We start from the raw sequence: 24,162 nt of genomic DNA, 5'->3' as shown, positions 1-24,162 counted from the left end.
CTTGAGTCGATCATGGGTTTCCTCAGAAAATGTTTGACGCTTTCAACCTGGTACAGGTTTTGAAGGATGACAACGCTCTGTAAAGAAACTATGATCGTTGGTTATTACGCAAGATAATTTTACTTCTCGGGGGAGCAATGCAAGAGCACTATTATAAATTTTGGAGAGAGATGATCAAGCCTAAAGGTTTTGAAATTGATCGTGATACTCTCCGTGATGACTACGCTAAGTTTATTATCCGTCCCCTTGAAAGAGGCTTCGGTGTTACTCTTGGTAACTCATTGAGAAGAATTCTTCTTAGCTCAATGATGGGTTCTGCAATCACTGCGGTTAAATTCGAAGGTGTTTTGCATGAGTTCACTACGATTCCAGATGTTCTAGAAGATGTTACTGACATTATCTTGAACCTTAAGGAAGTTCGCTTCAAACAATACACTTCTGATGCTTTAACTTTGAAGATCAATAAAAAAGGTCCGGGTAAAGTTACAGCAGCGGATATCCAAACGACTGATAAGATCGAAGTTTTGAACCCAGATCTTCACATCGCGACTTTGGGTGCGAATGCAAACTTCTCTGCTGAAATCATCGTAAGCTTTGGTCGCGGATATGTTCCGACTGAAAACAGAGAAACTGATTTGCCAATCAGCTTTATCGGTGTTGATGCTCTTTACAGCCCCATCCGTAAGGTGAACTACAACGTTTCAAATGCTCGCGTTGGTCAACGTACTGACTACGATGCATTGACTCTTGAAGTATGGACTGACGGTTCATTGAAACCAGAAGAAGCAGTAGCTCTTTCATCTAAAATCATGAAAGAACAACTTCAAATCTTCTTAACTTTCGATGAAATGATGGAGCCAGCTGAAGAAGCACGCGAAATGGGATCTCCTTCATTGAATGAGAACTTGTTCCGTTCTGTTGACGATCTTGAGCTTTCAGTTCGTTCAGCAAACTGCTTGAAAAACGCTAACATCCGTTACATCGGCGAGTTAGTTGTTCGTTCTGAAGCAGAAATGTTGAAAACGAAAAACTTCGGTCGCAAATCTTTGAATGAAATCAAAGAAATCTTGGGCGAGATGGGACTTGGCCTCGGTATGAAAATCGAAGGTTGGCCACCTCCAGGTTGGGATCCTTCTCAACCACCAGTGAAGCGCTCTGAAGTGCCTCAGTAATTTGTTTTTAAAACAAGCCCCAAGAATGGGGCTTGTTAACTATACGCCCCACCTTCGCCAAAAGGCTACGGCGGGCAAGCCCGGATGGCTTTAAAGAAACGCTCTAAAAGGGCGTGCATGTGTCGATACCTTGTACGGTCGGCACGTTAAACGGAGAGAACATGAGTTCACACAGAAGAAGAGTAAAACATTTTGATCGTAAATCTGGCCCAAGAAAAGCCCTTCTTAACGGAATGGTCGTTTCGTTGGTTGAACACGGTCGTATCACGACAACTGTTGATCGTGCGAAAGAAGTACGTCGTCACGTTGAAAAAGCTATTACTGTAGGTAAGGCTGGCGATCTAGCAGCAACTCGTTTGTTGTTATCTCGTTTCAACAACAATCAAGATGCAGTATCTGCGATCATCAAAGATATCGCTCCTCGTTTCAAAACTCGTCCAGGTGGTTACACTCGTATCATCAAAATCGGTCGCAGACCTGGTGACACGGCAGAGATGGCATTCCTTGAATTCGTAGACTATGACTACGAAGCTAAAGGTGCAGCGAAAGAAACTGCTAAACCAGCTAAAGCAGCAAAAGGCGAGGCGAAAGCCGCTAAAGCTCCAGCAGCTAAAGCTAAAAAAGCTTCTACTAAACTAGTAGCTGCTAAAAAGAAATCTGTTAAAAAGATTCAAAAGAAAGACCGCGCAGCATCTCGCGCGTAGTTTGAGCGCCGATAAGATCGGTGTACTTTGAACTTCAGATTTATAAATAAATTATTAAAAGGCTCAGGGTTTCCTGGGCCTTTTTTTGTATTAAAAGCCTGCTTCATAAAGCTGCGGCTGTCTTCTGTGCCTTGATAATACGATCGTTTTGCCTTAGGCTTTTGGCAGCTTCCAGGAGAGTTTATGAAACAACATTTGATCGCTTTTGCCGTTGTCGTCGTCGTCGCCGCTGGGGGCGTTTGGGCCTATGTTCACTTCATGAATGCTCGTTTGACCGAAACCTCAGGGGCTCTAGCCACCGTAGAGCAAATGGAAACGGAAGGTGTCCCGAACTTCGCCTTTAAAGATCTGGCAGGGCAGTCCTATGAGCTTGAATCTTTTAAGGGTAAGGTTGTTATTCTGAATTTTTGGGCTTCTTGGTGTGGACCTTGTATTGAAGAAGTGCCCTCGCTGATTAAGCTGATCAAAGAATTCAAAGGGGATGTTGTTCTTATTGCCGTTTCTGGCGATAGCAATCGTGAAGACATCGATGTGTTTTTAAAATCTTTCCCTGAACTAAAAGGCGATCATATGAGCATCGTTTTTGATGAAGATCGCTCCGTAATGAAGCGCTTTGATGTAGCTCGTTTGCCTGAGTCTTTGGTCTTAGATAAAGAGCACAAACTTACAAAAAAGCTTGTGGGCTCTATTGATTGGTATAACAAGGACTCAATTGCTTATATGAAAGCGCTCTTAGCAAAGTAATCTAATCCAGGCAGTTATAGCTAAGATCGATTTTCGTTCCTTCAATTAATGGGTACGCAAATTTCAAGATCTTACCGTCAAGCTTCAAGCCTGGTACGGAGAGCCCTTCAATTTTCACCGTTAAAGATTTTGGATCGGCTTCACAATCAAGTGTTAGAGATGAAAGCGAATTTACGATCTTGTCTTTGAAGGTATTTAAGTTTGCACTGTAGTCGGCGTCACAGATGCTTCCCACGCCCCCATCAGTCAGCTTAGAGGCTGTTTCATAAGTACGACCGAAGTGACTTGGTGAAGTGTCCTGGTCTTGTTCGGCCTCACAAACTAGGTCGTCGGGCTTCACAATAATCGAACTAAACGTAAAGCGGAGGTCGTCGCCGAATGTTGTTTTCGCGCGCGCCAGTAAAGTGTCCGGTAGGTCTTCAAGCTCAAAGGGTTGGTAAGCGCCCGGAGCGTCTTTGGCTTTGACGTATTTCGCATCGCCGCCCACAGATCTTTCGTCTTCATCAGAAATCAGAATCACCGAAACGGCCGCACCTTCGCGGTAACAGCTGTGTAAAGCAGAATTCTTAAAGTGATCATGTGTGGCTTTGATGCCGCGCTCATCGCCAGAGTTTGCTCCGCCAATTGTTAGGTTATCGATCGTCGAAGTGAAAATACTATTTAAGTTGGAGGCCCCTTTTTTTAATAGGTATGCAGGCACTCCCGATTTCGGGACATAATTTCTCCAAACTAGATTTGGTCCGTGTACTAGGCTTGTGCCAGAAACGTATCCACGAGTCGTGGTTAAACACATCTGCCAATCAATGTTGCTCGCTTCCAATGAGCTTACAAAAGTCGCCATGCGTGCGGAAAGCTTTTTAAGTTCCGGCAGCATCGAGTTTGAGTCGTCGAGGACTAAAAGGAAGTCGACTTGCTTATTTCCGTAAGCAACGATTTCGCTCTTAGAGATGGTCTTAGATGGTGTGTTCGGTTCCGGCTCTACAATCCCGGTAGGAATGTTGTCGGCAGCGACGGGTTTGAATTCTACTTTGTTACAAGCAGAAAGCATCGACATGAACACACACGCTACAACTAACTTTGTTTGAAGATTCAAAGTTTCCATAACTACCTCTTCGTCAGGTGAGCCCAAAAACATTTGCATAAAAAACAGGCTTGTTGAAAAAAAATTTAGTAATAACTGCATGTTAGGTATTTCGTCGAAGGTCTAGACAGGTCCTGTAAAGAGCTTGGACGTTAAACATAAGAATGAAGAAGGATTCCGGCGAGAAGATTTGGGGGCTTGAGTGAAAAGATCACTCAAGCCTTGTGCTATTCAAGAAAATTTTAGAAGCCAAATTTCTTTTTTAGGTCATCAACAGCTTTCTGACCTTCTTTTTCTAAACCTTTTTTAGCTTGGTTTTCGGCATCTTTCTTAGCTTGTTCAACGCGCGACTCGGCTGTTTTTTTCTGCGCATCTAACTGTGCTTGTGCTTTGGTGACTTCGCCATCAAATTGGCTGCGGAGTTTTTTGAGTTCCGCATCGATTTGTGCCTTTTGTTTGCCGATTTCTTGATTGATAAGCTCGGAAACTTTTTTCTTGGCCTCTTCAATCTTAGCTTGGATCTGTTTTTCAAATCCTTTTTGCAATTCGGGTCCTAGATTTGAGTTGATCGAAAGTGGCACATTAGGAATGGTTCCTTGGCCATCAACATCTAAGGTTACCGTCGGGATTCCGGCAAACACGGCTTTTAAAATCTGATCGGCGATATCATTGGTTGAAGACACCGCGTACTCAATTTGGCTAAAGCGGTTGTCCAAATTCAAAGTGACGTTTTTAAGACCCACAAGCTTTCCATCCAGGTTCATCGCGCCTTTAGCTTTATTAAAGGAAATTTTAACTTCTGGGGTTTGGACGAGGTCTTTGCCTTCGATGTTGTAAGAATCTACTTTGAAGCGATAATCAACGATACTTTCATCTTTAGTGTTATCTAAAGATAAATGGATTAAAAAACCAAAGATTTGCATGCCCGGGAAGTCGCCCGAAAGATTGGCCACGGTGGGTTTGCCGACCAAGCGTTGATTAGAAGTGATATCTAAAAGTTCCCCTTTGATGTTTCCCGCTTCGGGAGTCGCGCCGGCTTGTGAGCTGACGGCTGTGCGCTTCACCCAAAATAAAGGATAAGAATTGGGACGACCAAACTCATAGCTCACACCTTTTTCGCGGGGGTGAGGTTGGATCGCGACCTCTTGATTGTCTTTATTTTTCTTCATCAAGTTTGGTGGAACATATTTGTCCGCTAAACTCTTGTAGCGATAAAACTTAGCTTTGTAAGGAGCTAGGTATTTATTAAATACCGCCATCGTCATTGCTTTAGCGTCTAACTTCGGAATACGGAAGTGCTGCTCTAAAGTTTTGATGTCGGTCTTAACTTGAGCGTCGATAGTTTTGTATTCGGCCTCAAGATTTTTAAGTTCTTTGCTGAGCTCGTCACCAGTGCTTTGTACTTGTTTGTACATAGCATCGCCTTCTTTATAAAGTTTGTCGATCTCTTGTAAAGAGGACTGAAGCTCTTGGGCATCTTTAAAGTTTTGATATTTCACTTTGTTTAAGCGATCGCCCAGGGCTTGGATGTCTTTTCCTTGCGGTAAAGCTTTTAGTTTTTGATCCCAAAGCTGTTGTTTTGCTTTAAGATCTTTATCAAACTTTTCGATCATCGCTTTAGATGGCAGGTTGGCTTGCAGCTTATCAAGCTGTCCTTGGGCATCGCTGCCCCCAAGCATCGCAATCACATCACCCAAAACATTTTCGCCAGATTGTTCTTGGGCTTCTTTCAAAGCTTGTTCGCGCAGTTTTTCAGAGAGGCCCGGACCGTCATCGGCGGGCTCAGGTGGTTTTACTTTACCTGGAGATTTTCTTTTTACGCCGAATTCGATTTGTTCGACAGCGGCTTCATTCACCAAGACTTTGGCGCGCAATAAAGCATCCCATGACATGGAAAAGCGGATGTCGCCAATTTTAATTGAGTTGTGCGTAGGTTTTTCGGCGTCGGTGACTTCGATTCCTTGAATGCGCAGGCTGGCATTAAAGAAGCTGGTGTCAACGTCAGCGATGTTCACTTCAGCGCCGACCCCTTTGTATCCGGCCCATTCCATGGCTTTGCGTAGATGAGTATCAAAAAAGAAATGAAAGTAGATGCCGATCAACGCACAGATCACCGCAAAGGGAATGATGGCTTCCCAGCGGATAATACCTTTTTTCTTAACGGGCTTAATAGTTTGTTCTGGAGTTGTCATATAGCTTTCGTCCTAGCCGTAAAGTTTGTCGTAAGTGGTGTACCAGTTGTAAACCTTGGTCGCGGCAAAGGCCTTCCAAGCCTTAGTTCCTTTGAATCTTGCAACCACAGTGGCGCGATATTTTATGATCAACGCTTGGAAGCCAAAATAGGCAAAAGGCAAAAGCAAAATGGATACAATCATCGAGCCCATAACAATCGTGTTATTAAAACGTGTCATCGGCACAAATGGGATGTTGTACATCGTCGTGAAAAGAGGACGAAGGGATTCCATTTCTAAAACGGCTTTACCCAGATAGTGAGCCGGCTGGTCAAAAAGGAAGGCCACAAATTTAAAGAAAAAGGCCGACAAGAAAGCCGCCCCAATTTGCACACGAAATACAAAAATAATCGCGATAACGATCAAAGTTTGGATTGAAAGAAAGGGGGCAAATCCCAAAATCAATCCCAATGACAGTCCTGCCGCGAGTTGCTTTGTTCCGGTGTCAGAATTTAGCAATTTAAAAAAATTGAAGATCTGTTTGAGTAACAGGGTCACGCATTCCTCCTAGTGATTTTATTCTGACTTTGCCCTTAGAAATTGCCATCAACAAATGCAAAGCGGCACAAGAAACATCTAGTGACGAAAGCCGCTTTGTCGTAAAATTTGCCCCATTAGGAGTAATAAAAATGATGCACTGGGAACGATGGATGATAGAAACATTGCAGCGAGGTGGCCGCTTCATATTTTTGGCTGAGGGCCTTCCTGATCATGCGGCACAGTTTTCCGGAACCAAGCGACTTTCTTGTAAGGATCTTGTTAGTGGTCAGTGCAGTACGCTCCCTCAGGACATGGTCTTTGTATTTGAATCGCAATTGAATTCTTTAAAGTCTGTCGACGCCATCTTGCAGGGACAAAGAGTCCTTATTGGTGTGAAAACCCCGCATTGGATTGAAGCTGGTTGGGTGGATGTTACCATTCCAGAACTGACTTCATCACAATGGCAAGAAGCTTATGATCAAGCGGCGAAATCACCCCAAAAATCTCTTTCTGATTTTAGGTCTTCAACCGGGCAGCCTTGTCTTTTTTTGGATCGCGATGATGTGGTCGTTAAAAATGTGCCTTATAACAATGATCCCCAAAAAGTGGTTCTGACCCCTGGAGTGGCTGAGCTTATAAATAAGGCCCATGCGAAAGGCTGGTGGGTGGCTTTAGTCACCAATCAGTCCGGATTGGGTCGGGCGAAAATCACGTGGGAAGAATATCAGAGGGTTCATCAGCAAATGCTCAAGCTTTTAGCGGCCCAAGAGGCTTGGATCGATGAATGTGTTTGGGCCAGTCACATTGAAGATGCGCCGCACGCGGCGGGGGATTTCTTTGCGGGTCTTCGCAAACCACGTCCGGGGATGTTTCAGCAAGTGGATGAAAAATTAAAAGTCGATCGTGCCCGGTCGGTCATGATTGGGGACAGTGCCAGTGATGTGATTGCGGCTTATCATGCCGGTGTCGGAAACGTTTATCTATTGCGGACCGAAAGGTCTGCTCTAGAGTCAGAAAAACTTCAGAAAGTATCCAATTTATTGCCCGGAATCTCTTTTAAGTTTTTAGAAAAATTAGAACACGCGCTTTAGGCTTGTGACTTTCTAGCTGTTCATCTTTTTGGCAGGTGAATAGCGTTCTCTGTATTTCCAGGGGACCTGTCTCAGGTTGATACTCTCTAGAAGCGTTTAAATACTCCTTAGGGGCCTTAGGCTTGCACTGTTGAAGCTTGAGGAGTTTTCCCATGAGCACGCATTTAATAACATTCATTATTTTCTTAATGAGTTTTTCTGCCCAGGCGGCTGATTTTTCGTCTGATCAGATTGAAAGCTTGCGTCGTTCTTTCAAAACCACTACTCAAGACCGCATATTTTTTCATTGGACAAAGCCGGAAGTCGGCGGTCGTTGGGCCCAGCAGGGATATATAGATCAAGGGGAAGTCGATTTTTACAATAAACCCACCGGTGATCGTCAAGCCTATGGGCCGGGCGTTTATATGGCGGAATCGACGACAAGCTCTGAAAACTTTGGTGAGTATCCGGTCGTTTTTATTATACCCAAGGGCACGGCCATTTATGATGAAAAAGTCGAAGCCGAAGTCTTTGGTCGTCAATTAAGTTTTGAAGAAAAAATTCAAATTGCCCAAAAGCTTCCTTTTATTCGTGCGGTCACTGGTGATTGGTGGTTGACGAACTCTCACCAAGTTCTGAATCACGTCGAATATGCGGGCAGGTATGGCGCGCATACCAAAGAAATTCGAGCGTTAGCGAATCCTCGTAACATGCAGGAATTCATTGATGCTCGTCCCGGGAATGTGAATGCGCAATACTTGGAAAGCTTATTTCATCTGACTTATTACGTGGATGGGATTTCTTTGATTCGTGCTTTGCGGGTTGCCCCGAACGATCCGTGGTCTCAGTTCGAGCCAGAACATTTTGAAAGCTTTAAAAAACTGAATAAGGAAATTCTCTCCGAAAAAACATCGATGGTGGCTTACAACTGGGGGGCGGATCAAACCGACAAAGCCCGTTGGGTGAAAGACCAAGTTTTTTCTGAATTGCCAGGCCTGATGAAAGAACTTTTCCAGGCACAAAACATTGATTTCCGTGGGCACGGCATTCGAGCCGGTGGCGAGGGACAAGGCGGGACTTTCAAAGTGTCCCCCCAAGAGTTGGTCGTGTTATTGGAAAATCCGTATCTGTCAGTGCATTATAAAGCGGCCGAAGACGGCAAAAGTTTTTATGTCTCTTATGATTATCCGGATATTGAAAAATTCGAAAAGTTAAAGCCCTTGTTGAGTTCTGAATTTGTGGCCGTCATTGAAAAAAAAGGACTTCAGAATATTCTGTCCGACGGAACTTCTCGCATCCAATGGAATCAAAAATTGATTCGTGATTTGTTGACGCAGCTATTTAGCTCGTTACATCAAACTCCTATTGATGCCGCCTCCTTTTTGGCCAAATTCATTTCGATTCATCCTTATTCGGATGGCAATGGGCGCTTGGCACGTCTTTACACTCAAAAAATTCTTTTGCCGACACGTCAGACCCTGCCGCCCATGTTTATTTCAGATTTAGATGTTTTGGTGAAGCCAGATGTCTTAAGAAGAATTCTGGCAGATACGACAAACGCTTACGGAGCTTTGAACAAAGCTTTGGCTTCAGAGTTTATGACTTCGAAAATTCCGGACTATTTCAAGCTTTCAGAGTTTGCAGGCTTAATGGAATCTTTAAAAGTTTTTGGTTTAAGCGCTAAAGACTTGCCGGGCCCTCAACAGGACGAAAACATACGTCGTCGTCAGTTCAATGAGATCTTTTCTGAAAAATCCGGCGCGACTTGGAATATGGTCATGGATGCAAGTCTATTAAAAGGATTGGCCTTGGCTCGTCAACACGGTCTTAATAAATACGCCGGGGCCATCGCCGAAAAGATTGAATTCCTGATGAAGTCTTTAAAAGCCGATGCGAGTTTTGAAACCACGATGGCTGAGCTGCGTGAGTACAAAAAATACCTCATTCAAGATCCAGAGCTTTCTAAAACACTTTTAAATCTGGAATCTCGCCTACTCCAGACAGTTCTTAAGTTTGATGCTTCCACCGGTGAGGGGGCGGCTAAAATTCAAGAATATCTTTTGAAGGTGCCGCCTTCATTGCAGCGATCGACTTTGCAGCAAGTGATGCAATCGCCTGTACTGACAGAGCAAGCGAAACGTTTTTGGCAAAGTATTTCGATTAGAACAGAGATCCAGAGTCTGATTAAAGCCTCTGCTTCAGGAAAATTGAAAGTCGAAGTTCTGCAGCATCGTTTGCGGCATCTTGAAGTTCCTACGACTCAGAAATTATCCCTGGCCCATATTAATGCTCCGGGATTGATTTCCATTATTGCGAAAATGAATTTGGAATCTCAAGATTTGTTACTGTCTAAATTGAATCTGGATACTTGGCCTACAAATACTGAAGGCAAAAAATTACTTCATAATATTGCGAACACTTTGGTGAGCAGTCCAGGTAAAGGCAGTACAGAATTTAGAAAAAATATCTCGGTGGCTTTGCTCACGTCAATGACGGAAGCGGAATCCCTCACGGACTTGCCTTCCGCGGAAGAGCAAAAGAAAATATTTAAACTTGCCTTGGCGGTGGATGCGAGCGCTCGTTATGGACTTTTGGATGTCTATGCTTCTTTGACCGTCGAAGCACACCAAAGCTGGGCCCAATACGAACTTCTTGAAATTTTAAAATCTGAATTAACTAAGTCTTCACCGGATTCTAGATCCGCGCGTGCGCTGCAGTATTTAGTTTGGAATTCTGACTTACAGATTCCCGGAACTCAGGAACAGATCAAAATACTTTTAAAAAGTTTTCAGCCACATATCTTAGCGCAAATTCAGAAAAGTATGCCGGTGAGACATTTTAAGCAACCTCTGTACGAGGCAGCGATCAGCATAGCCAAGGAAGTCGCCAAGACGGATGCTGAAAAGTTAACTTTTAAGATGAATTTATTTTCATTGTGGTCGGCCTGGATTCCGGAGATCAATAAAATGCCAAATGCCGAAGCTTGGTTGCGCCGTCTGTGGCAAGAAGCTCCGATGCATTTTAATTTAAACGAGCGCACCGAGTTGGCGTTCTACATGCTGCGTTCTCTACAGATTCATTCGCAGGGCGTGGCTAAAGATCTAAGAACTTTTGCGCTTAACTTTGTTGCGGTTCAGTTCAATGCCGGTAAGACCGTGTCTGAGTTGTCTCCGTTTTTGGCAAAGCTGCTTAAGCAAGATGCGGGCGTTTGGGAATTGATGAACGATAAAATGCTAAGTCAGTTTCTTAAGGAAGGTACATATTTACAGGCTCTTTTAGAAAACCAGGCTTTTGTAGATAATGAATCAAAATTGAATCTTCTTTTGCAGGAAGGCCGCCGCGCTGGAATGCTGGGCATTGAGGAAAAAGTCGCCAGTAAACTGATTGCTTCTTTGCACGGCGATAAGCACGTCATGCAAAGATGGAAGTTCCAGATCTTGTTGTCTCTGACGTCGAACAGCGCAGGGGACATGTATGAACTTTGGCAATTTTCTGAGAACTCACCTTCGGACAGAAAGGCTGTCAGCCAAAAATTCGCAGATCGTGTTGCCTTAGATCTCAGGACGCCAAACCAGCGTTCGGAGTTCGTGGAGGTTTTGAGCAATAAGTATTTTATTCAAGTTCTAGGCGAAGCAAAATTAGATAAATCGGTGAGGGCGAAATTGTTGGAAACGTTAACAAAAGAAAAGTTAACCGTTGAGCGGCAATTCCGCACGGTGGATTTTAAAAGTGATTTTGCCCAAGTTTTGCGGGGCGCCCTGGATGCAGACAGGACGCTACTTGATGACGGAGCTTCAGCGAGGACCTCAGAGTCTTTGGCCTACCGGTTAAGAGATATGGTCCTGCGAGGAAAGACGCTTTCTGATACGAAAGATATGCTGGCTGAATTCTATCTGTTTCTTCGTCCTAACGAACAAACGCATATGTTGAATTTATTAATAACTAAGCTTGGGCCGTCAGGCATTATGTCGACGTCGGATATGGCCGGTGCCCAGACGTTCGAATTGATAAAGATGCTTCAGTCTTTGAAGGCGGGCGATCTTTCCGTGTTGCCGCAAAAGAAAACGGCCCGAGGCGCTGGCGCCATGTGTAGGAATGTTTTTGCCATCTAAGCTTGGAGAAGGCTCGCTAAGCCAGCTGTTCAATGTCGCTGGCTTTGGTGCGATCACCACGGCGCAAGTAAAAGAAGGCACCGGACAAGCTGATCAGAAACATGCCGACTTGCAGGGCTGTGATAATGGTCGGACCGATTTCGGTCTGTTCACCCAGATAAATATTAAACAAGAAATAAAAGGCCGCTTGTCCCACGCCCACACCCGCAGGTGAAATGGGAATGGCCGTCGCCATAAAGCCTAAGGGGGCTACTAAGAAGTAGGTGTTTAAAGGAACTTCAGAAAAGCCCGCCAAATTTCCGGCTAAATATAAAAACAAGATCGTTCCAACCTGGGCGATAAGGCTGATGATGATGACCGCAAAAAAACGTTTTCCGTCTTTTCCGTAAAGGTGAACACTTTCATACAGCTTCATAAACTTTTCAGACAAAGGCAGTTTTAAGATAACTCTTTTTAAAATTTCGCGCTTATAAAGATAAGGCGAAAAAATCAGAGCTAAAGCCACACAGAAAACAATGAACAAAGACAGAATAAACCAGAACAAGGTCAAAAGAGCAGGTGTTTTTACGATGTGCTGGATATCCCAAAGCATCACGGTGAGCGCCATGATGATCATGGCAAATAGGCCCAAGATGCGATCCATAAGCACGCTGGTCACCGCCACGACTTTGCTGCCGGGGTTGTCGCGAGTGAAATAAAACGCCTTAATAACGTCACCACCCACGCCGCCAGGCATGGCAAAATTAAAGAAGGAACCAATCAGGCTTAATTTGAAAACAGGGAAGACGTGAGCAGGAAGCCCTTGGGAGCGAATCAAAATACGCCAGCGCTCACTTACAAAAAACAAGTTCGTTAAAATAAGTCCTAAACCCAGTGCCGCAACACCAGGGCTTAAGAAATTTTTTAGCGCAGAAAAGTTAAGCTTTCCTGATTGCACCAGCCAGTAAATGATACCGGCTGAAAACACAACCTTTGCAGATTGAATCAGGATGTTCTTGGCGTGCTTTTTAACCATTAGAAATGAGTTGTGAAAATCTTTTTCAAGTTCGTCAACACACCTTCAAGGTCTCTTAAACGCAGTGAAGTAGGGCCATCGCAAAGAGCTTTTTCAGGATTTGGATGAGTTTCTAAGAAAATACCATCCACGCCCACCGCCATCGCGGCACGACCCAAAGGCCATACCATGTCTCCACGGCCGCCAGAGCTTTCGCCGGTAGCACCTGGAAGTTGAGTCGAGTGAGTGCAATCCATAACAACCGGAAAGCCCAAGCGGCGCATTTCCACAAGGCCTGTCATATCGTTGATCAAGCGGTTGTAACCGAAAGTTGTTCCTCTTTCGCAAAGAAGAATTTTATCATTGCCTGCATTCACGGCTTTAGCAGCAATTGCTTTCATATCCCAAGGGGCTAAGAACTGACCTTTTTTGATGTGAATGATTTTGCCCGTTTTTGCCGTTTCAACAAGCAAGTCTGTTTGACGAGACAAAAACGCCGGGATTTGCAGAACGTCGGCCACTTCCGCGGTTTCTTTGACTTGAATAGTTTCGTGAACATCGGTCAACAGTGCGCAATTCAATTCACCTTTGATTTTTTCTAAAGACTTCAGCGCCGAGTTGACACCCGGGCCACGGAAGCTAGAAGCACTTTGGCGATTGGCTTTGTCAAAAGAACATTTCAAGATCCAAGGAATGCCCAAAGCTTTGGTCACGCGTTGGATTTCCTTTCCTGTCTCCATCACCATGCCTTCGTCTTCGATGATATCGGGGCCGGCGAAAAGCACGAAGTTTTTGCCATCACCCCAGGTGATGTCTCCGTGCGGAGTTTTCATGGTAACAGGTTTAGCTAAGGGACCGAAGCCAGTGTTCATGTGAGATGCTCCTAAAATGCAGCTTTGATCGCCGCGATCACTTTATCTTGGGTCGCGTCGTTCATGTCTGGGTAAATAGGAATACTGATTACATGCTCCGCAGCCCATCTTGCAACAGGAAGTTCTTGTTTTGGATCGGCCGTGTGTTCTTTATACCACGGTTGGTCAGGCATAATGCGTGGGTAGTGGACAGAGGTCGGTACGCCCGCGTCTTGCATCTTCTTTTGGAAGCCCGCACGGTCTTTCACCGTCAATGTGTACTGAGCCCACGCAGATTTGCAGTTGGAAGCCACAAACGGAGTTGAGAATCCATCGGCTTTGATCGAAGAAAAGGCATTGTTATAACGATCTGCGACGCGTTGGCGTTGTTCCAATTCCCAGTCATAACGTTCCATCTTAGCTAAAAGAACCGCACATTGAATGGTATCCAAACGACCATTGATACCCAAACGCGTGTGGTAATAGCGAGATTCAGAACCGTGCTCGCGAATTTCTTTGATGATTTTTGCTAAAGAGTCATCGTTAGTGAAGATGGCGCCCCCATCACCGTAGCAACCAAGGGGTTTTGCCGGGAAGAAGCTTGTGCCAGTTGCGATCGACATGCTGCCGCTGCGTTTGTCATTGTATCGTGCCCCAAAGCTTTGGGCCGCATCCTCGATCACATGCAAGTTGTGCTTTTTAGCGATTGCATTGATTTTATCCATATCGGCGATCTGTCCATACAAAGAAACCGGCATGATGGCTTTGGTGCGCGGAGTGATCGCCGCCTCAATTTTTGCTGGATCAATATTGAAAGTTTTTGGATCAATGTCGACATAGATTGGTTTTGCGCCGGCAAGCACGATAGTTTCGGCTGTCGCGATAAAAGAAAATGCGGTCGTGATAACTTCATCACCTTGGCCAATTCCCAAAGCCATCAGAGGAACCCACAAAGCGTCCGTGCCGTTAGCGATCGTTAAGCAATGTTTTGTACCAACATATTTTGCAAGGGTTTGTTCAAGTTCAACAACTTCAGGTCCATTCACGTAAGCGCCGTGATCAAGAACTTTGTGGATGCGAGAATCAATGGATGTTTTAAGTGCGTTGTATTGCGCTTTTAAGTCGATAAAAGGGATAGACATAAGTTGCCTCCGGGTTCGTTTTTTTATGAGCTTTGAGTATCCTCTTTCCCCAGGGAATTGTCTATGCGGGACAAACTTTAAGGCCTCGGGTCGAGGGCTTTTTTAATTCTGTGGTAAAAGCGCAACTATGGCTGTTTACAAAAGGCCTCAGTTTTTATGACAAATCGAGCCAAGGTGTGACTATAATTACGCAGTTTTGCGGGATGATGATATAGGTAGACCTCTGAACCGGAGGTTAATTTTGATACCTGTTGTATTGTCTGGAGGAAGTGGAACTCGTTTGTGGCCCGTTTCCCGCCAACACATGCCTAAACAATTCTGCAATATTTTCGGCAAAGCTTTGCAAACACTGACTTTAGAGCGCTGCCAGAAAATGGGATCAGCTCCTTGGATCGTCACTTCCCAAACTTTGAAAACTCTGACGGAACTGAATTTGCGTCAAAACAATATGAACGACGTGCAGGTCGTGTATGAACCTTTCGGAAAAAACACCGCACCGGCCATTGCTGTCCTTTGCCAAGTTTTACTAGCGCAAGGAAAGGGTGATGAGATCGCGGGCGTCTTCCCGTCAGACCACTTAATCACGCAAGAAAGTAATTTCTTAAAAGTGGTGAAATTTGCCTCTGAAGTGGCCGCTAATAATCGCGTGGTGACCTTGGGTATTAAGCCGTCTTATCCCGAAACGGGGTACGGCTATATTCAAACTCAACCGCAAGGCTTCCGCAAACAAGACTCTTGGGAAGCTTTTCCGGTTATTAAGTTCCATGAAAAACCCAATCAAGAAAAAGCCGAAGGCTTTATCGCGCAAGGAAACTTTAGCTGGAATGCGGGGATTTTTGTTTTTAAAGTTTCGCATATGGTGGGACTTTTTAAAAAACATCAGCCCGAAATGTGGGGCTTGGTTTCGACTTTAAAAAAAGATCTTTCAAACTTGGAAGAGATCTACGCAAAAGTGCAAAACATCTCTATTGACTATGCCATCATGGAAAAACTGGGTGGGGACGAACTTGCGTGTATTCCGGCAGAATTCGGCTGGAGTGACGTGGGTTCTTGGGATGCGGTGGCCAGCCTAGAAAAGGGCGAAAAAGCCATTGAGGTTCAGGCGTCGGGCAATTTTGTCTTCGGTAATAAAGAAAAGAACTATTCCGTGATCGGTCTGAATGATGTCATCGTGGTCGACACGGCAGATGCGTTGATGCTGGTAAAAAAAGGCATGTCTCAAGATGTTCGTCACGTGGTGGAAGCTTTGAATAAAGAAAAATCGCCGCTGACGAAAGACCATATCTTTGAACACCGACCCTGGGGTTATTTCGAGATTTTAAAAGACACGGAAAACTTTAAGTCCAAGGTGATTCGTGTTCATCCGCACGCCCAGATCTCTTATCAATCTCACGCTCAGCGTGAAGAGCATTGGACGATCACCAAAGGCTCTGGCGAAGTGGTGCTCAATGATGAAATCATTCCGGTGAAAGCGGGCACGCATATTCATATTCCATTGGGGGCAAAACACCGTATTCGCAATAACACGGATCAGCCTTTAGAGTTCGTGGAAGTTCAATTAGGAACTTACTTCGGCGAAGATGATATCGTTCGCTATCAGGATGACTATCAACGTAAGTAGTGATGCGTGATTTTTTGCCATGGCAAGTATTGGCCTAAAAGATGAATGATACTGCAGGCGACAAAGGCGGCGGCACCGAGGCCTCCGCCAATGCCATTAGCTAATGGAATCAGAAAATAAAAAATCAATCCAAAGACAAGGCTGGCAATGAAAACTCGTTTCCAGCCCATGCGTGACTTGTCCGTCATCCCCACAAACGTGGCGCCAAAAAAACCGGCCTGCAAAGTTAAAATGAGCGGAGATGCCAGGCTCATCGTGAGCAAACAAAAAACCAAAGTGGCCAAGCTAGAAGCTCGCACGGTGGAAAGTCGTTTTTTGTGAATCAGCCAAAACGTGATTTCAGCCCCGAAAATTGAAACCAAAAGAACCGCTAATAATGTCATAGCCAAAACCTCATCGCGACCCCAAGTAGGGATGAAATGAACGCGATGAGACCTAGGCGGCCCCCTAAACCTTTTAAATAAGGCGTGATCAAAAAATAAATGGTGGTGCCGATGAAAGAGACGAGGAAAATCTGCAACGGCCCGGCGCTAACGACTTGCGACCCCATGGCCACGAACGCTCCAATATAAATGGTGGCGTGAATGTGAGTGCCGTCAATCCGTTTGGTGTCGGGTAAAAAACTTCCCAAAAAACCGGTGATCGCGGCGGCCAAGACGGCCGACATTTGAAAATGGTTTTGCAACGAAAAGCAAAACCAACAACCACTCAAAAAACAAATAAATTTCAAGCACCAGAGCTCAAGGCGTTGTGCATATCCTTGCTTCATGGACAATTAGAAGTTGGATGCGATCAAGTTTTCGCTGAGGGTGTCAGCCACCGCGAAAGCCAGGCTGCGAGCATGGGTTTCCCATTCTTCCGGGGCGGCTTTGGAAAGCGAGCCCAACAGCTTTTGTAAGGAATTCCACTGCGCCATAAATCCGGGATGGCCTTCTTTAGCGCCTTGGCAGTTCTTAAAGTAATCCATCAAAATCGGCAAAGCTTGATCGCGCTCGAAAGCTCTGAGCATGTCTAATGAAAGCACATTGGTCGTACCTTCCCAGATGGCAAAAACTTGAGCGTCACGCAATAGACGAGGCAATCCGGTGTCTTCGACATACCCGGCTCCGCCAAACATTTCAACCACTTCGCTTGAAATCAAAATCGCTTTTTTCGCCGTATAAAGTTTTAAAACCGGGGTGAGGGCGCGCAATAAAACTTTATTGGCGGCGGAGATTTCACCGACCTCTTCTTGACCCAATAAATGAGCCACGTGAAAGCACAACGCAAAACAACGACGGAATTCTGTTTCGAGATTTTGCAGCGTCACTTTGTGAAGCGGGTGATCCATTAGGATTTTACCGAAGGCTTTGCGTTTATAAGAGTAGTCCGTGGCCAAATCTAAAGCGCGGCGCATGTGTCCCAAGGCGCAGATCGAATTGTAAATACGTGTGATATTCAGAACACTGGCGATGCGTTTTACGCCCTCACCCTCGCCGCCAATAATGCGGGCCGGGGTTCCTTGCAAGCTGAGCTCTGCCGTTGGCAGTGCCTTTGTTCCTAATTTGTCTTTCAGGCGGTGAATCTGGATATTGTTCAAACGCTCTGAAGCATCACGTAGCTCAAGATAGAACAGACTTAAACCCCTAGATCCGGCGACGGCCCCTTCAGGTCGCGCTAAGGTCAAAGCCATTTGTGAAGTCGTGGCCGAGGTGAACCATTTAGTACCGTGCAAAGCATGGGTCGCGCCAAACAAACTGGGTTCGGAATACGGCAGAGCATCGGTGGACGTGCCACTGACATCCGACCCGCCGGTTCGTTCGGTCATCCACTGTCCTGCCGTCCAAAACTTTTTAGGATCGCGAGAAAGCAAATGGGGAAGGGCTCGTTCTTTTAAGTCCGGTGGGCCGTAAAGCTCAATGGCCCGGGCAGCGCCGTCAGTCATTGCCAGCGGGCACGAAAATATCGCAGAGCTCGGTGAATAAAGGTAAAGCAAGGCCATCTGATAGACGCGGGAAAAGGATCCGAACTCGCGGTCATAGGCCGTGGCGACAATGCCCTCTTCGGCGGCGACTTTTTCAAGCTCCTTCCAACCATTCGAGGTTTTGATGTCGTCAATACGACGGCCCCAAGGGTCAAAGGGGACATGTTGTGGCGGGAAGCTTTCCGCTTCTTCGGCCCAGCTGAGCATGTCCGTGACCGCCCTTTCGCCTAAATGGTCTAAGTGGGAAAGAGCTTTTTTCTGAGCCTCTGGCGGCAGAAGTTTTTTGAGGTAGTTTTGCAAAAGACTGTCAGAGCGATAGGTGTTTGAGAGTCGGGGACCCTCTTGATAAAAGTTTTTCATACCTGATAGTTTAGGCTTTCAGAGGGAGAAGACAAGAATATGTCATCCGACCCCCTGATTTTTTAAAAAAATATTGCCCGGGTGTAAGGTCTTTTCTATAAGAGCCTCCTCTATGGGGGAGTACATGCGTTTTCTATTGGCTGCAGTTGCGGCTTTGGTATTGGCGGCTTGCGGGCGCTCGGTGAACAATCAGGTTGAATCTCAGCCAACGACAGGGATTATTGGTGGGACTTTGGTCGCGGAAGGCACGACGATCGCTCAGAGCATCGTGGGAATCTATGACGCCAAGAATGAGGCTATCTGTACGGGTTCTTTGATTGCCGATGGCATCGTTTTAACTGCGGCACACTGTGTATTTGATTCTGAGCCCAATAAATTACAAGTCATCTTTGCAACCGACGTCATGGCCGTGATGGGAACTTCAGAGCCTGACATTAAAGCAGAGCTTATGCGTGACGTGGTGGATTTCAAATACCACGAAAAATACAATCCTGACGAACAAGAAGAAAACGAGTTTGATTGGTCTGATATCGCATTGATCAAGTTCAAAGGCACAACTCCAGCGGGTTACAAACCGGCGGTCATGTTGCAAGATCCAAAAGCGGTTCGCCCCGGAATGAAAGCCGTCATGGCCGGTTACGGAGTGACTTCGGTCAAGACTTATCCTGTTGAAGCGCGCAAGGTGAAGAATCTCAAAGAAGCCATCGCCAATGGGGATGTGATTTGTGATGACGGTTACAAAGACTGTGAAGAGCTCAGCATGTCTGGCGACGGCGAGCTTCAAGAGACTTACGCGACTATCGCGCACGTGGTACGCAGCGAAATTCGTTTGGATGAGTCTGAAGGCCGCGCGACTTGCAGTGGGGATTCTGGCGGGCCGATTTTCTTAGAACAAAATGGTCAGTATTTTATTATCGGCGTTACCAGCCGCGGCAGCATGTTGTGCAATAAAGTAGGCGTTTACACAAATGTTCCTTATTACCGTGACTGGATCAGCTTTAATCTTAAGAAACTTTAGTGATAAATAAGGCCTTCATCTTTGCGGCGCTGGCGATGAACCAGCGCTGAAGCGAGCAAGATGGCGGCAAACCCTATATGCAAGAGATGATCAGACGTACCTAGCTCTAGGACCCCTGGGGAAAGGATCCACAGGGAAGCATCTCGACCGGTGTGACCCACCGTAGCTTCGGCCGAAGTTCCTAAGACAAACCCTAAAATTCCAAGCAGACCATAAAAGGCTCCAAATCCTAAAGCGAAACGCTGGGCCGCTGCACGCCCCAAGTAAGCACAAGTGATCGCGACAATCCCAGAAATAAGATGGATCCAGTTGTGCGCATAACTTAAATGCGCCGCCAATAAGTTATCGACGACAAAACCCACCAATCCGATGGTGATAAAAATGGCTCCCAAGGCATAAGTCGCCTCACGGGCGTAACTGACGCGATCAAATTTTGCCGTTAAAGTGCGTTCTTCGGCGATGGATGGTTTGGTGCTGGGGCGTAAATGAGGTGTTGTTTTTCGCTGGGGTTCTCTTTCAAGTTCCATGGAATCTCCTTTGTCATCCTTTGATTATGATCGCTCTGTCCGTTGCTGTCTTATTGCTTTTTCACAGTTGCATTTACGCGGACGCCGCCAGAAAGCGAGGATCGCACTTGGACGGTGGTTCCGCGTTCAAGGTCCTCCATGGTTTTATTATTAAACTCGATGCGAAAATCTAACTTTTTTTGGCGGTCCTCAGGACAGGTGCCGTAACCTTGCAGAACTCGGGCATTTACGGGGCCCGTGAGGGTGTAAGTCCCTTGGCAGCGGGCTTCTTTGCGACCGTCGGGATAGGTCCTTTCGAATTCAAAGTCGCTTGTGGATTGAACATAAATATTTCCATAAAACTGTTTAAACAATGCACTGGCGGAAACTTTATAGGTTCCAATCAAATTGCCAGGCGTGATTTCGGTTGCCAGGGCCGACGACGCCCAGATCATGGTCATAGCTAATAAAAGTGTTTTCATATTCCCCCCAAATATTCTTTTAAAAATTCTGCCTAAGCTTAAATGGAACTCACGAAAAATCGCTTTTGTTGTCGTGGCACATTGTTGCATGCAGGTTTTTAACAAAGGTGGCCAAAAAAGCTGTTGCGGGTGTGAAAACGGCGTAAAATGAAGCTAGTTGAGATTAAGGAGGATAGTATGAAAAATCAAAATATCCCCAACAAAGACTTTGAAAATAAGTCATCGCAACAGACACCATCTAGAGAAAGTTCAAGTCGTTTTGAAAAAGGCGCTGAGGTTAATAAAAATAACAGCAGTCAGTCTAAAAGCGATTTAAATAAAACTTCCTCTAGAACGGGACTTAGATAAGCCCTTAGCTTGAAACGCTATTACTTATCTGGTCAAAAACGGGAAGGGCGAGGCCTTTCCCGTTTTCTTTTGGCCAGGTTGATTCGGGGCCAGAAATTATCTTCTGTTGTCGGGACTGGTGCGAACTGCTAGTTTGCCGCCCATGTCACCAGCTTTATTATCCGTACGCCATCCTATTTTTATTATGTCTTTAGTGATTCTCATGCTTACGCTGGGAACGATGTCATTAAAGAGTCTCCCAATTGATCTTTATCCAGACGTGAGTCTTCCGACCGTGGTTGTTTACACGACCTACTCGGGAGCTGGTCCCCAAGAGATCGAAACGGAAATCACCCGAGTTTTAGAAGATCAAGTTGCCACTATCAGTGGGGTGCAAAAAGTTTCTTCGCAAAACATGGAAAGCGTTTCGATGTTGATCATCGAGTTCTCGCTTAAAACCAATTTGAACTTTGCCGAACAAGAAGTGCGCGCCAAAGTTCAAAATGCTTTGCGGGATCTGCCGGATGATGTGGATATGCCGGTGATTCGTAAGGTCAGTCCTTCCGATGCGCCGATCATGTCGATTGCTTTGCAGTCAGATATTCCTGATGGCCAGCTTTATGATTTGGCCAAAGAAACTATTTCACCGCAATTCGAACAGGTCTATCAAGTAGGTCAGGTTGATATTATCGGGGGACGTAAGCGTGAAATCCATGTCAGTCTCAGCCGCGACCGCTTAAATGGTACGGACGTATCGGCGACAAGTATCGCGGAAGCCTTACGCAGTGGTGGACGCAACATTCCGGCGGGTAAAATTGATGTTGGTAATACGCAGTTTTCATTTAGAACCTTAGGACAATATCAATCCATTGACGAAATCGGCGGAACGGTTTTACGTCTGGCGGACGTGTATCATCCGATCACAATCGGGACGGTCGGGAAAATTCAAGACACGCTAGAGGATGAAAAAACGCGCAGCCGTTTGAACGGCAAAAAATCATTGGTATTTAGCGTCTTTCGTCAATCCGGCGCCAACTCTGTTAAAGTGGCTGATGATGTGCGCGCGAAAGTCTTAAAAATCAATGAAGACTTAAAAAGCAAAAACATCCCAGCCGAGATGAAGGTCATTCAAGACACCAGTAAAAGAATCCGCGATAACGTTTACGATGTTTATGAGTCGATTTTATTCGGGGTCATTTTAACAGTCATCGTGGTTTATTTCTTCTTAGGAAGTATGAAGTCGACCCTGATCACGGGCTTTGCGTTACCGAACTCTTTATTGGGGGCCTGTATCGTGATGGGGATCTTTGGCTTTTCGATCAATATCATGAGCTTGTTGGCCATGAGCTTGGTGGTCGGTCTTTTAGTCGACGATGCTATCGTGGTGAGGGAAAATATTTTCCGTAAGTTAGAGGCCGGGTTGTCACCGAAAAAAGCGGCGGTCGTGGGTACCAATGAAGTGACCCTGGCGGTTGTGGCGACAACACTGACGATCTTGGCGGTTTTTGGCCCGATCGGAAATCTTCAAGGCATCGTGGGTCAGTTCTTTAAGCAGTTTGGTTTAACCATCTGCTTTGCCATGATCGTGAGCTTATTTGACGGTCTATTCGTGGCTCCGGCTTTGTCAGCTTATGTGGCGGGGACGCATTCTCATCATCCACCAACGAATCGTTTTGCGCGCTGGAATCATAATATGCTTAAGGCTTTTGACCGCTTCCAAGTGTGGTTGGAAAAAGGCTATGTGACGACCTTGCGGTGGGCCTTGGGTCATCCGATTAAAACTATCGTGGGCGCGATTGGAATTTTCATTTTCTCGATCTTTATTGCGTCTCGTGTTCCGTTTACCTTCTTGCCGGCCCAAGACAATGGTGAGTTCTATGTGCAATTTGAGTTAGCTCCGGGCGCCAGTCTTGATGGGACAGACTACGTCGGTCATCAGCTTGAAGAGCGGGCTCGCAAATTCCCTGAAGTTGAAGACATCTTAACCACGATTGGGTCGGGCAACCAAGAAAGCCATAAGGGCAGCCTGTTTGTGCGTTTGGTGCCCTCTAAAAAACGGACAAAGAACACCACCGCGATGAAGGCCGAACTTCGTGAAGCCTTTAAAGGTTTAGAAAAATACAACGTGATTGTCACCGACAATCCAGGTCAGCAGAACAGCCGTCAGTTCAACGTGAATATCGTGGGGCAAAATATGACGGAGCTGATTGAGTACTCGGAAAAAGTGTTGGCGTACTTAAAAAGCAATCCCAGCTTATCTCAGCCCGACAGCAGTTATCGTGCGGGTAAGCCCGAATTCCAAGTGCAGCTAAAACGTGATATCGCGCAAGCCTCAGGCGTGACCTTGACCAGCATCGGGATGGAGCTTCGTACTTTGATCGAAGGTCAAACGCCAGCGATTTATCGTGAAAACGGAGTGAACTATGACGTGCGTGTCCGCCTTCGTCCAGAAGAGCGTGATTTGCGTAATCAGTTTTCGACTCTGAAGGTTCCAAACTTAAGCCAACGCTTAGTTCCTTTGGCCAATGTGGCAAATTTAAAAGAAGCTCAAGGTCCTTCGGTGATCTTGCGTGAAAATCGAAATCGTTACGTTCAATTGTCCGCCGATATCACTCCTGGTGGGAAAGGACTTGGGGGCGTGATTAGTGAGCTTAAAACTTTAAGCCAAGGGGAACTTAAGCCTCCGGCGGGGGTGAGCTTTAGCTTCGTGGGGGAAGCCGAACGTTTTGCGGAACTTATGACAAACATCCTGGTCTCTTTAGGATTGGGTGTGATGTTTATCTTCTTGGTTTTGGCAAGCTTGTATGGGTCATTTATTACGCCATTTACAATTATGTCGGTGATTCCGCTGGCCGCTTGCGGGGCCTTTATTTCATTATTTGTGACTCGCTCAAGCTTTGACTTATTTTCGATGATTGGTTGTGTGATGTTGATGGGACTCGCGACCAAGAACTCGATCCTTTTGATTGACTCGGCGGCGGAACAACAACGTCATGGCGCTGATGTGAAGGAAGCCCTGGTGAAAGCCGGGGAAACTCGTTTAAGACCGATTATTATGACAAGTCTTGCTTTGATTGCCGGGATGGTTCCCGTGGCGATTGGTTTAAATGAGGCCTCAAAGTCACGTACCAGCTTAGGTATCGTGGTGATCGGGGGGACCATCAGTTCGACCTTATTGACGTTATATGTAATCCCCGCGTTGCACATTTACGTCGACCGCTTTCAAAACTGGTTTATGAAGCATTACCGCCGCATCTTTGGCCACGACGAAACAGTGGTTTAGCGGAGTTGGGGGGAGGAAATT

The 24,162-nt window shown here is 45.8% G+C and carries 20 protein-coding genes; 9 read left to right on the top strand and 11 right to left on the bottom strand.

What is annotated here, in order from left to right:
• The first annotated feature begins 137 nt into the window (after positions 1–137).
• The 3 genes from AZI86_RS01920 (at position 138) to AZI86_RS01910 (ending at position 2,620) form a co-directional block, all read left to right on the top strand.
• Positions 138–1,172, top strand: coding sequence for a DNA-directed RNA polymerase subunit alpha (locus AZI86_RS01920; RefSeq protein ID WP_061833396.1), 1,035 nt, complete (start codon positions 138–140; stop codon positions 1,170–1,172).
• 161 nt (positions 1,173–1,333) lie between these two features.
• Positions 1,334–1,876, top strand: coding sequence for a 50S ribosomal protein L17 (gene rplQ, locus AZI86_RS01915; RefSeq protein ID WP_061833395.1), 543 nt, complete (start codon positions 1,334–1,336; stop codon positions 1,874–1,876).
• Positions 1,877–2,059: 183 nt separating this feature from the next.
• The gene (locus AZI86_RS01910) at positions 2,060–2,620 is read left to right on the top strand and encodes a TlpA family protein disulfide reductase (protein ID WP_061833394.1); all 561 of its coding nucleotides are present in this window, start codon (positions 2,060–2,062) and stop codon (positions 2,618–2,620) included.
• 1 nt (position 2,621) lies between these two features.
• On the opposite strand, the gene AZI86_RS01905 is transcribed toward AZI86_RS01910, so the two are convergent.
• From AZI86_RS01905 to AZI86_RS01895, 3 genes are all read right to left on the bottom strand, one after another.
• Positions 2,622–3,722, bottom strand: a complete 1,101-nt coding sequence (locus tag AZI86_RS01905; protein ID WP_061835016.1) for a hypothetical protein — start codon at positions 3,720–3,722, stop codon at positions 2,622–2,624.
• 221 nt (positions 3,723–3,943) lie between these two features.
• Complete coding sequence (locus AZI86_RS01900) at positions 3,944–5,893, bottom strand: TIGR03545 family protein (protein WP_061833393.1); 1,950 nt, start codon at positions 5,891–5,893, stop codon at positions 3,944–3,946.
• Between the two features lie 12 nt (positions 5,894–5,905).
• Complete coding sequence (locus tag AZI86_RS01895) at positions 5,906–6,430, bottom strand: TIGR03546 family protein (protein ID WP_061833392.1); 525 nt, start codon at positions 6,428–6,430, stop codon at positions 5,906–5,908.
• Positions 6,431–6,561: 131 nt separating this feature from the next.
• Here AZI86_RS01895 and AZI86_RS01890 point away from each other — a divergent pair, with 131 nt between their 5' ends.
• The gene (locus tag AZI86_RS01890; protein WP_061833391.1) at positions 6,562–7,503 is read left to right on the top strand and encodes a D-glycero-alpha-D-manno-heptose-1,7-bisphosphate 7-phosphatase; all 942 of its coding nucleotides are present in this window, start codon (positions 6,562–6,564) and stop codon (positions 7,501–7,503) included.
• Between the two features lie 152 nt (positions 7,504–7,655).
• Positions 7,656–11,594 carry a Fic family protein gene (locus AZI86_RS01885; protein WP_061833390.1) on the top strand — a complete coding sequence of 1,313 codons (3,939 nt, stop codon included), beginning with the start codon at positions 7,656–7,658 and terminating at the stop codon, positions 11,592–11,594.
• A 16-nt stretch (positions 11,595–11,610) separates the two neighbouring features.
• Here the strand turns inward: AZI86_RS01885 and AZI86_RS01880 are convergent, their stop codons facing one another.
• The 3 genes from AZI86_RS01880 to AZI86_RS01870 are packed head-to-tail and all read right to left on the bottom strand — an operon-like array spanning position 11,611 to position 14,581.
• Positions 11,611–12,609: a lysylphosphatidylglycerol synthase transmembrane domain-containing protein gene (locus AZI86_RS01880; RefSeq protein ID WP_061833389.1), complete on the bottom strand. Its 999-nt coding sequence runs from the start codon at positions 12,607–12,609 to the stop codon at positions 11,611–11,613.
• Entirely contained in the window at positions 12,609–13,460 is an 852-nt protein-coding gene (kdsA, locus tag AZI86_RS01875; RefSeq protein ID WP_081111752.1) for a 3-deoxy-8-phosphooctulonate synthase, read from the bottom strand. The genes AZI86_RS01880 and kdsA overlap by 1 nt, the downstream gene beginning before the upstream one ends.
• A gap of 11 nt (positions 13,461–13,471) precedes the next feature.
• Entirely contained in the window at positions 13,472–14,581 is a 1,110-nt protein-coding gene (locus tag AZI86_RS01870) for a DegT/DnrJ/EryC1/StrS family aminotransferase (RefSeq protein ID WP_061833388.1), read from the bottom strand.
• A 241-nt stretch (positions 14,582–14,822) separates the two neighbouring features.
• On the opposite strand from AZI86_RS01870, the gene AZI86_RS01865 reads away from it, so the two are divergent.
• Complete coding sequence (locus AZI86_RS01865) at positions 14,823–16,202, top strand: mannose-1-phosphate guanylyltransferase/mannose-6-phosphate isomerase (RefSeq protein WP_061833387.1); 1,380 nt, start codon at positions 14,823–14,825, stop codon at positions 16,200–16,202.
• Here AZI86_RS01865 and AZI86_RS01860 read toward each other — a convergent pair.
• The 3 genes from AZI86_RS01860 to AZI86_RS01850 all read right to left on the bottom strand — a co-directional run bounded on the left by AZI86_RS01860 (position 16,190) and on the right by AZI86_RS01850 (position 18,525).
• Positions 16,190–16,585 (bottom strand): hypothetical protein, encoded by a 396-nt coding sequence (locus AZI86_RS01860; protein WP_061833386.1) that lies wholly within the window; start codon positions 16,583–16,585, stop codon positions 16,190–16,192. The two genes, AZI86_RS01865 and AZI86_RS01860, sit on opposite strands and share 13 nt — an antisense overlap.
• Entirely contained in the window at positions 16,582–16,869 is a 288-nt protein-coding gene (locus tag AZI86_RS01855; protein ID WP_061835014.1) for a hypothetical protein, read from the bottom strand. Before AZI86_RS01855 ends, AZI86_RS01860 begins: the two co-directional genes overlap by 4 nt.
• A 108-nt stretch (positions 16,870–16,977) precedes the next feature.
• Positions 16,978–18,525 carry an acyl-CoA dehydrogenase family protein gene (locus AZI86_RS01850; RefSeq protein ID WP_061833385.1) on the bottom strand — a complete coding sequence of 516 codons (1,548 nt, stop codon included), beginning with the start codon at positions 18,523–18,525 and terminating at the stop codon, positions 16,978–16,980.
• A gap of 124 nt (positions 18,526–18,649) precedes the next feature.
• On the opposite strand from AZI86_RS01850, the gene AZI86_RS01845 reads away from it, so the two are divergent.
• Complete coding sequence (locus AZI86_RS01845) at positions 18,650–19,543, top strand: S1 family peptidase (protein ID WP_253715575.1); 894 nt, start codon at positions 18,650–18,652, stop codon at positions 19,541–19,543.
• On the opposite strand, the gene AZI86_RS01840 is transcribed toward AZI86_RS01845, so the two are convergent.
• Positions 19,540–20,070 carry a DUF4383 domain-containing protein gene (locus AZI86_RS01840; protein WP_061833383.1) on the bottom strand — a complete coding sequence of 177 codons (531 nt, stop codon included), beginning with the start codon at positions 20,068–20,070 and terminating at the stop codon, positions 19,540–19,542. The two genes, AZI86_RS01845 and AZI86_RS01840, sit on opposite strands and share 4 nt — an antisense overlap.
• 50 nt (positions 20,071–20,120) lie before the next feature.
• A complete protein-coding gene (locus AZI86_RS01835) occupies positions 20,121–20,531 on the bottom strand; it encodes a hypothetical protein (RefSeq protein ID WP_061833382.1) in 411 nt (136 codons plus the stop codon).
• Positions 20,532–20,708: 177 nt separating this feature from the next.
• Here AZI86_RS01835 and AZI86_RS19150 point away from each other — a divergent pair, with 177 nt between their 5' ends.
• Both AZI86_RS19150 and AZI86_RS01830 read left to right on the top strand, forming a co-directional pair.
• A complete protein-coding gene (locus AZI86_RS19150; RefSeq protein WP_157684604.1) occupies positions 20,709–20,879 on the top strand; it encodes a hypothetical protein in 171 nt (56 codons plus the stop codon).
• 142 nt (positions 20,880–21,021) lie between these two features.
• A complete protein-coding gene (locus AZI86_RS01830) occupies positions 21,022–24,141 on the top strand; it encodes an efflux RND transporter permease subunit (RefSeq protein ID WP_061833381.1) in 3,120 nt (1,039 codons plus the stop codon).
• The last annotated feature ends 21 nt before the right edge of the window (positions 24,142–24,162 follow it).

This window comes from Bdellovibrio bacteriovorus (assembly GCF_001592735.1).
GTDB classification, from domain to species: domain Bacteria; phylum Bdellovibrionota; class Bdellovibrionia; order Bdellovibrionales; family Bdellovibrionaceae; genus Bdellovibrio; species Bdellovibrio bacteriovorus_D.
The sequence above is the reverse complement of the archived record's forward strand: the minus strand, read 5'-3'. Positions and strand labels throughout refer to the sequence as shown.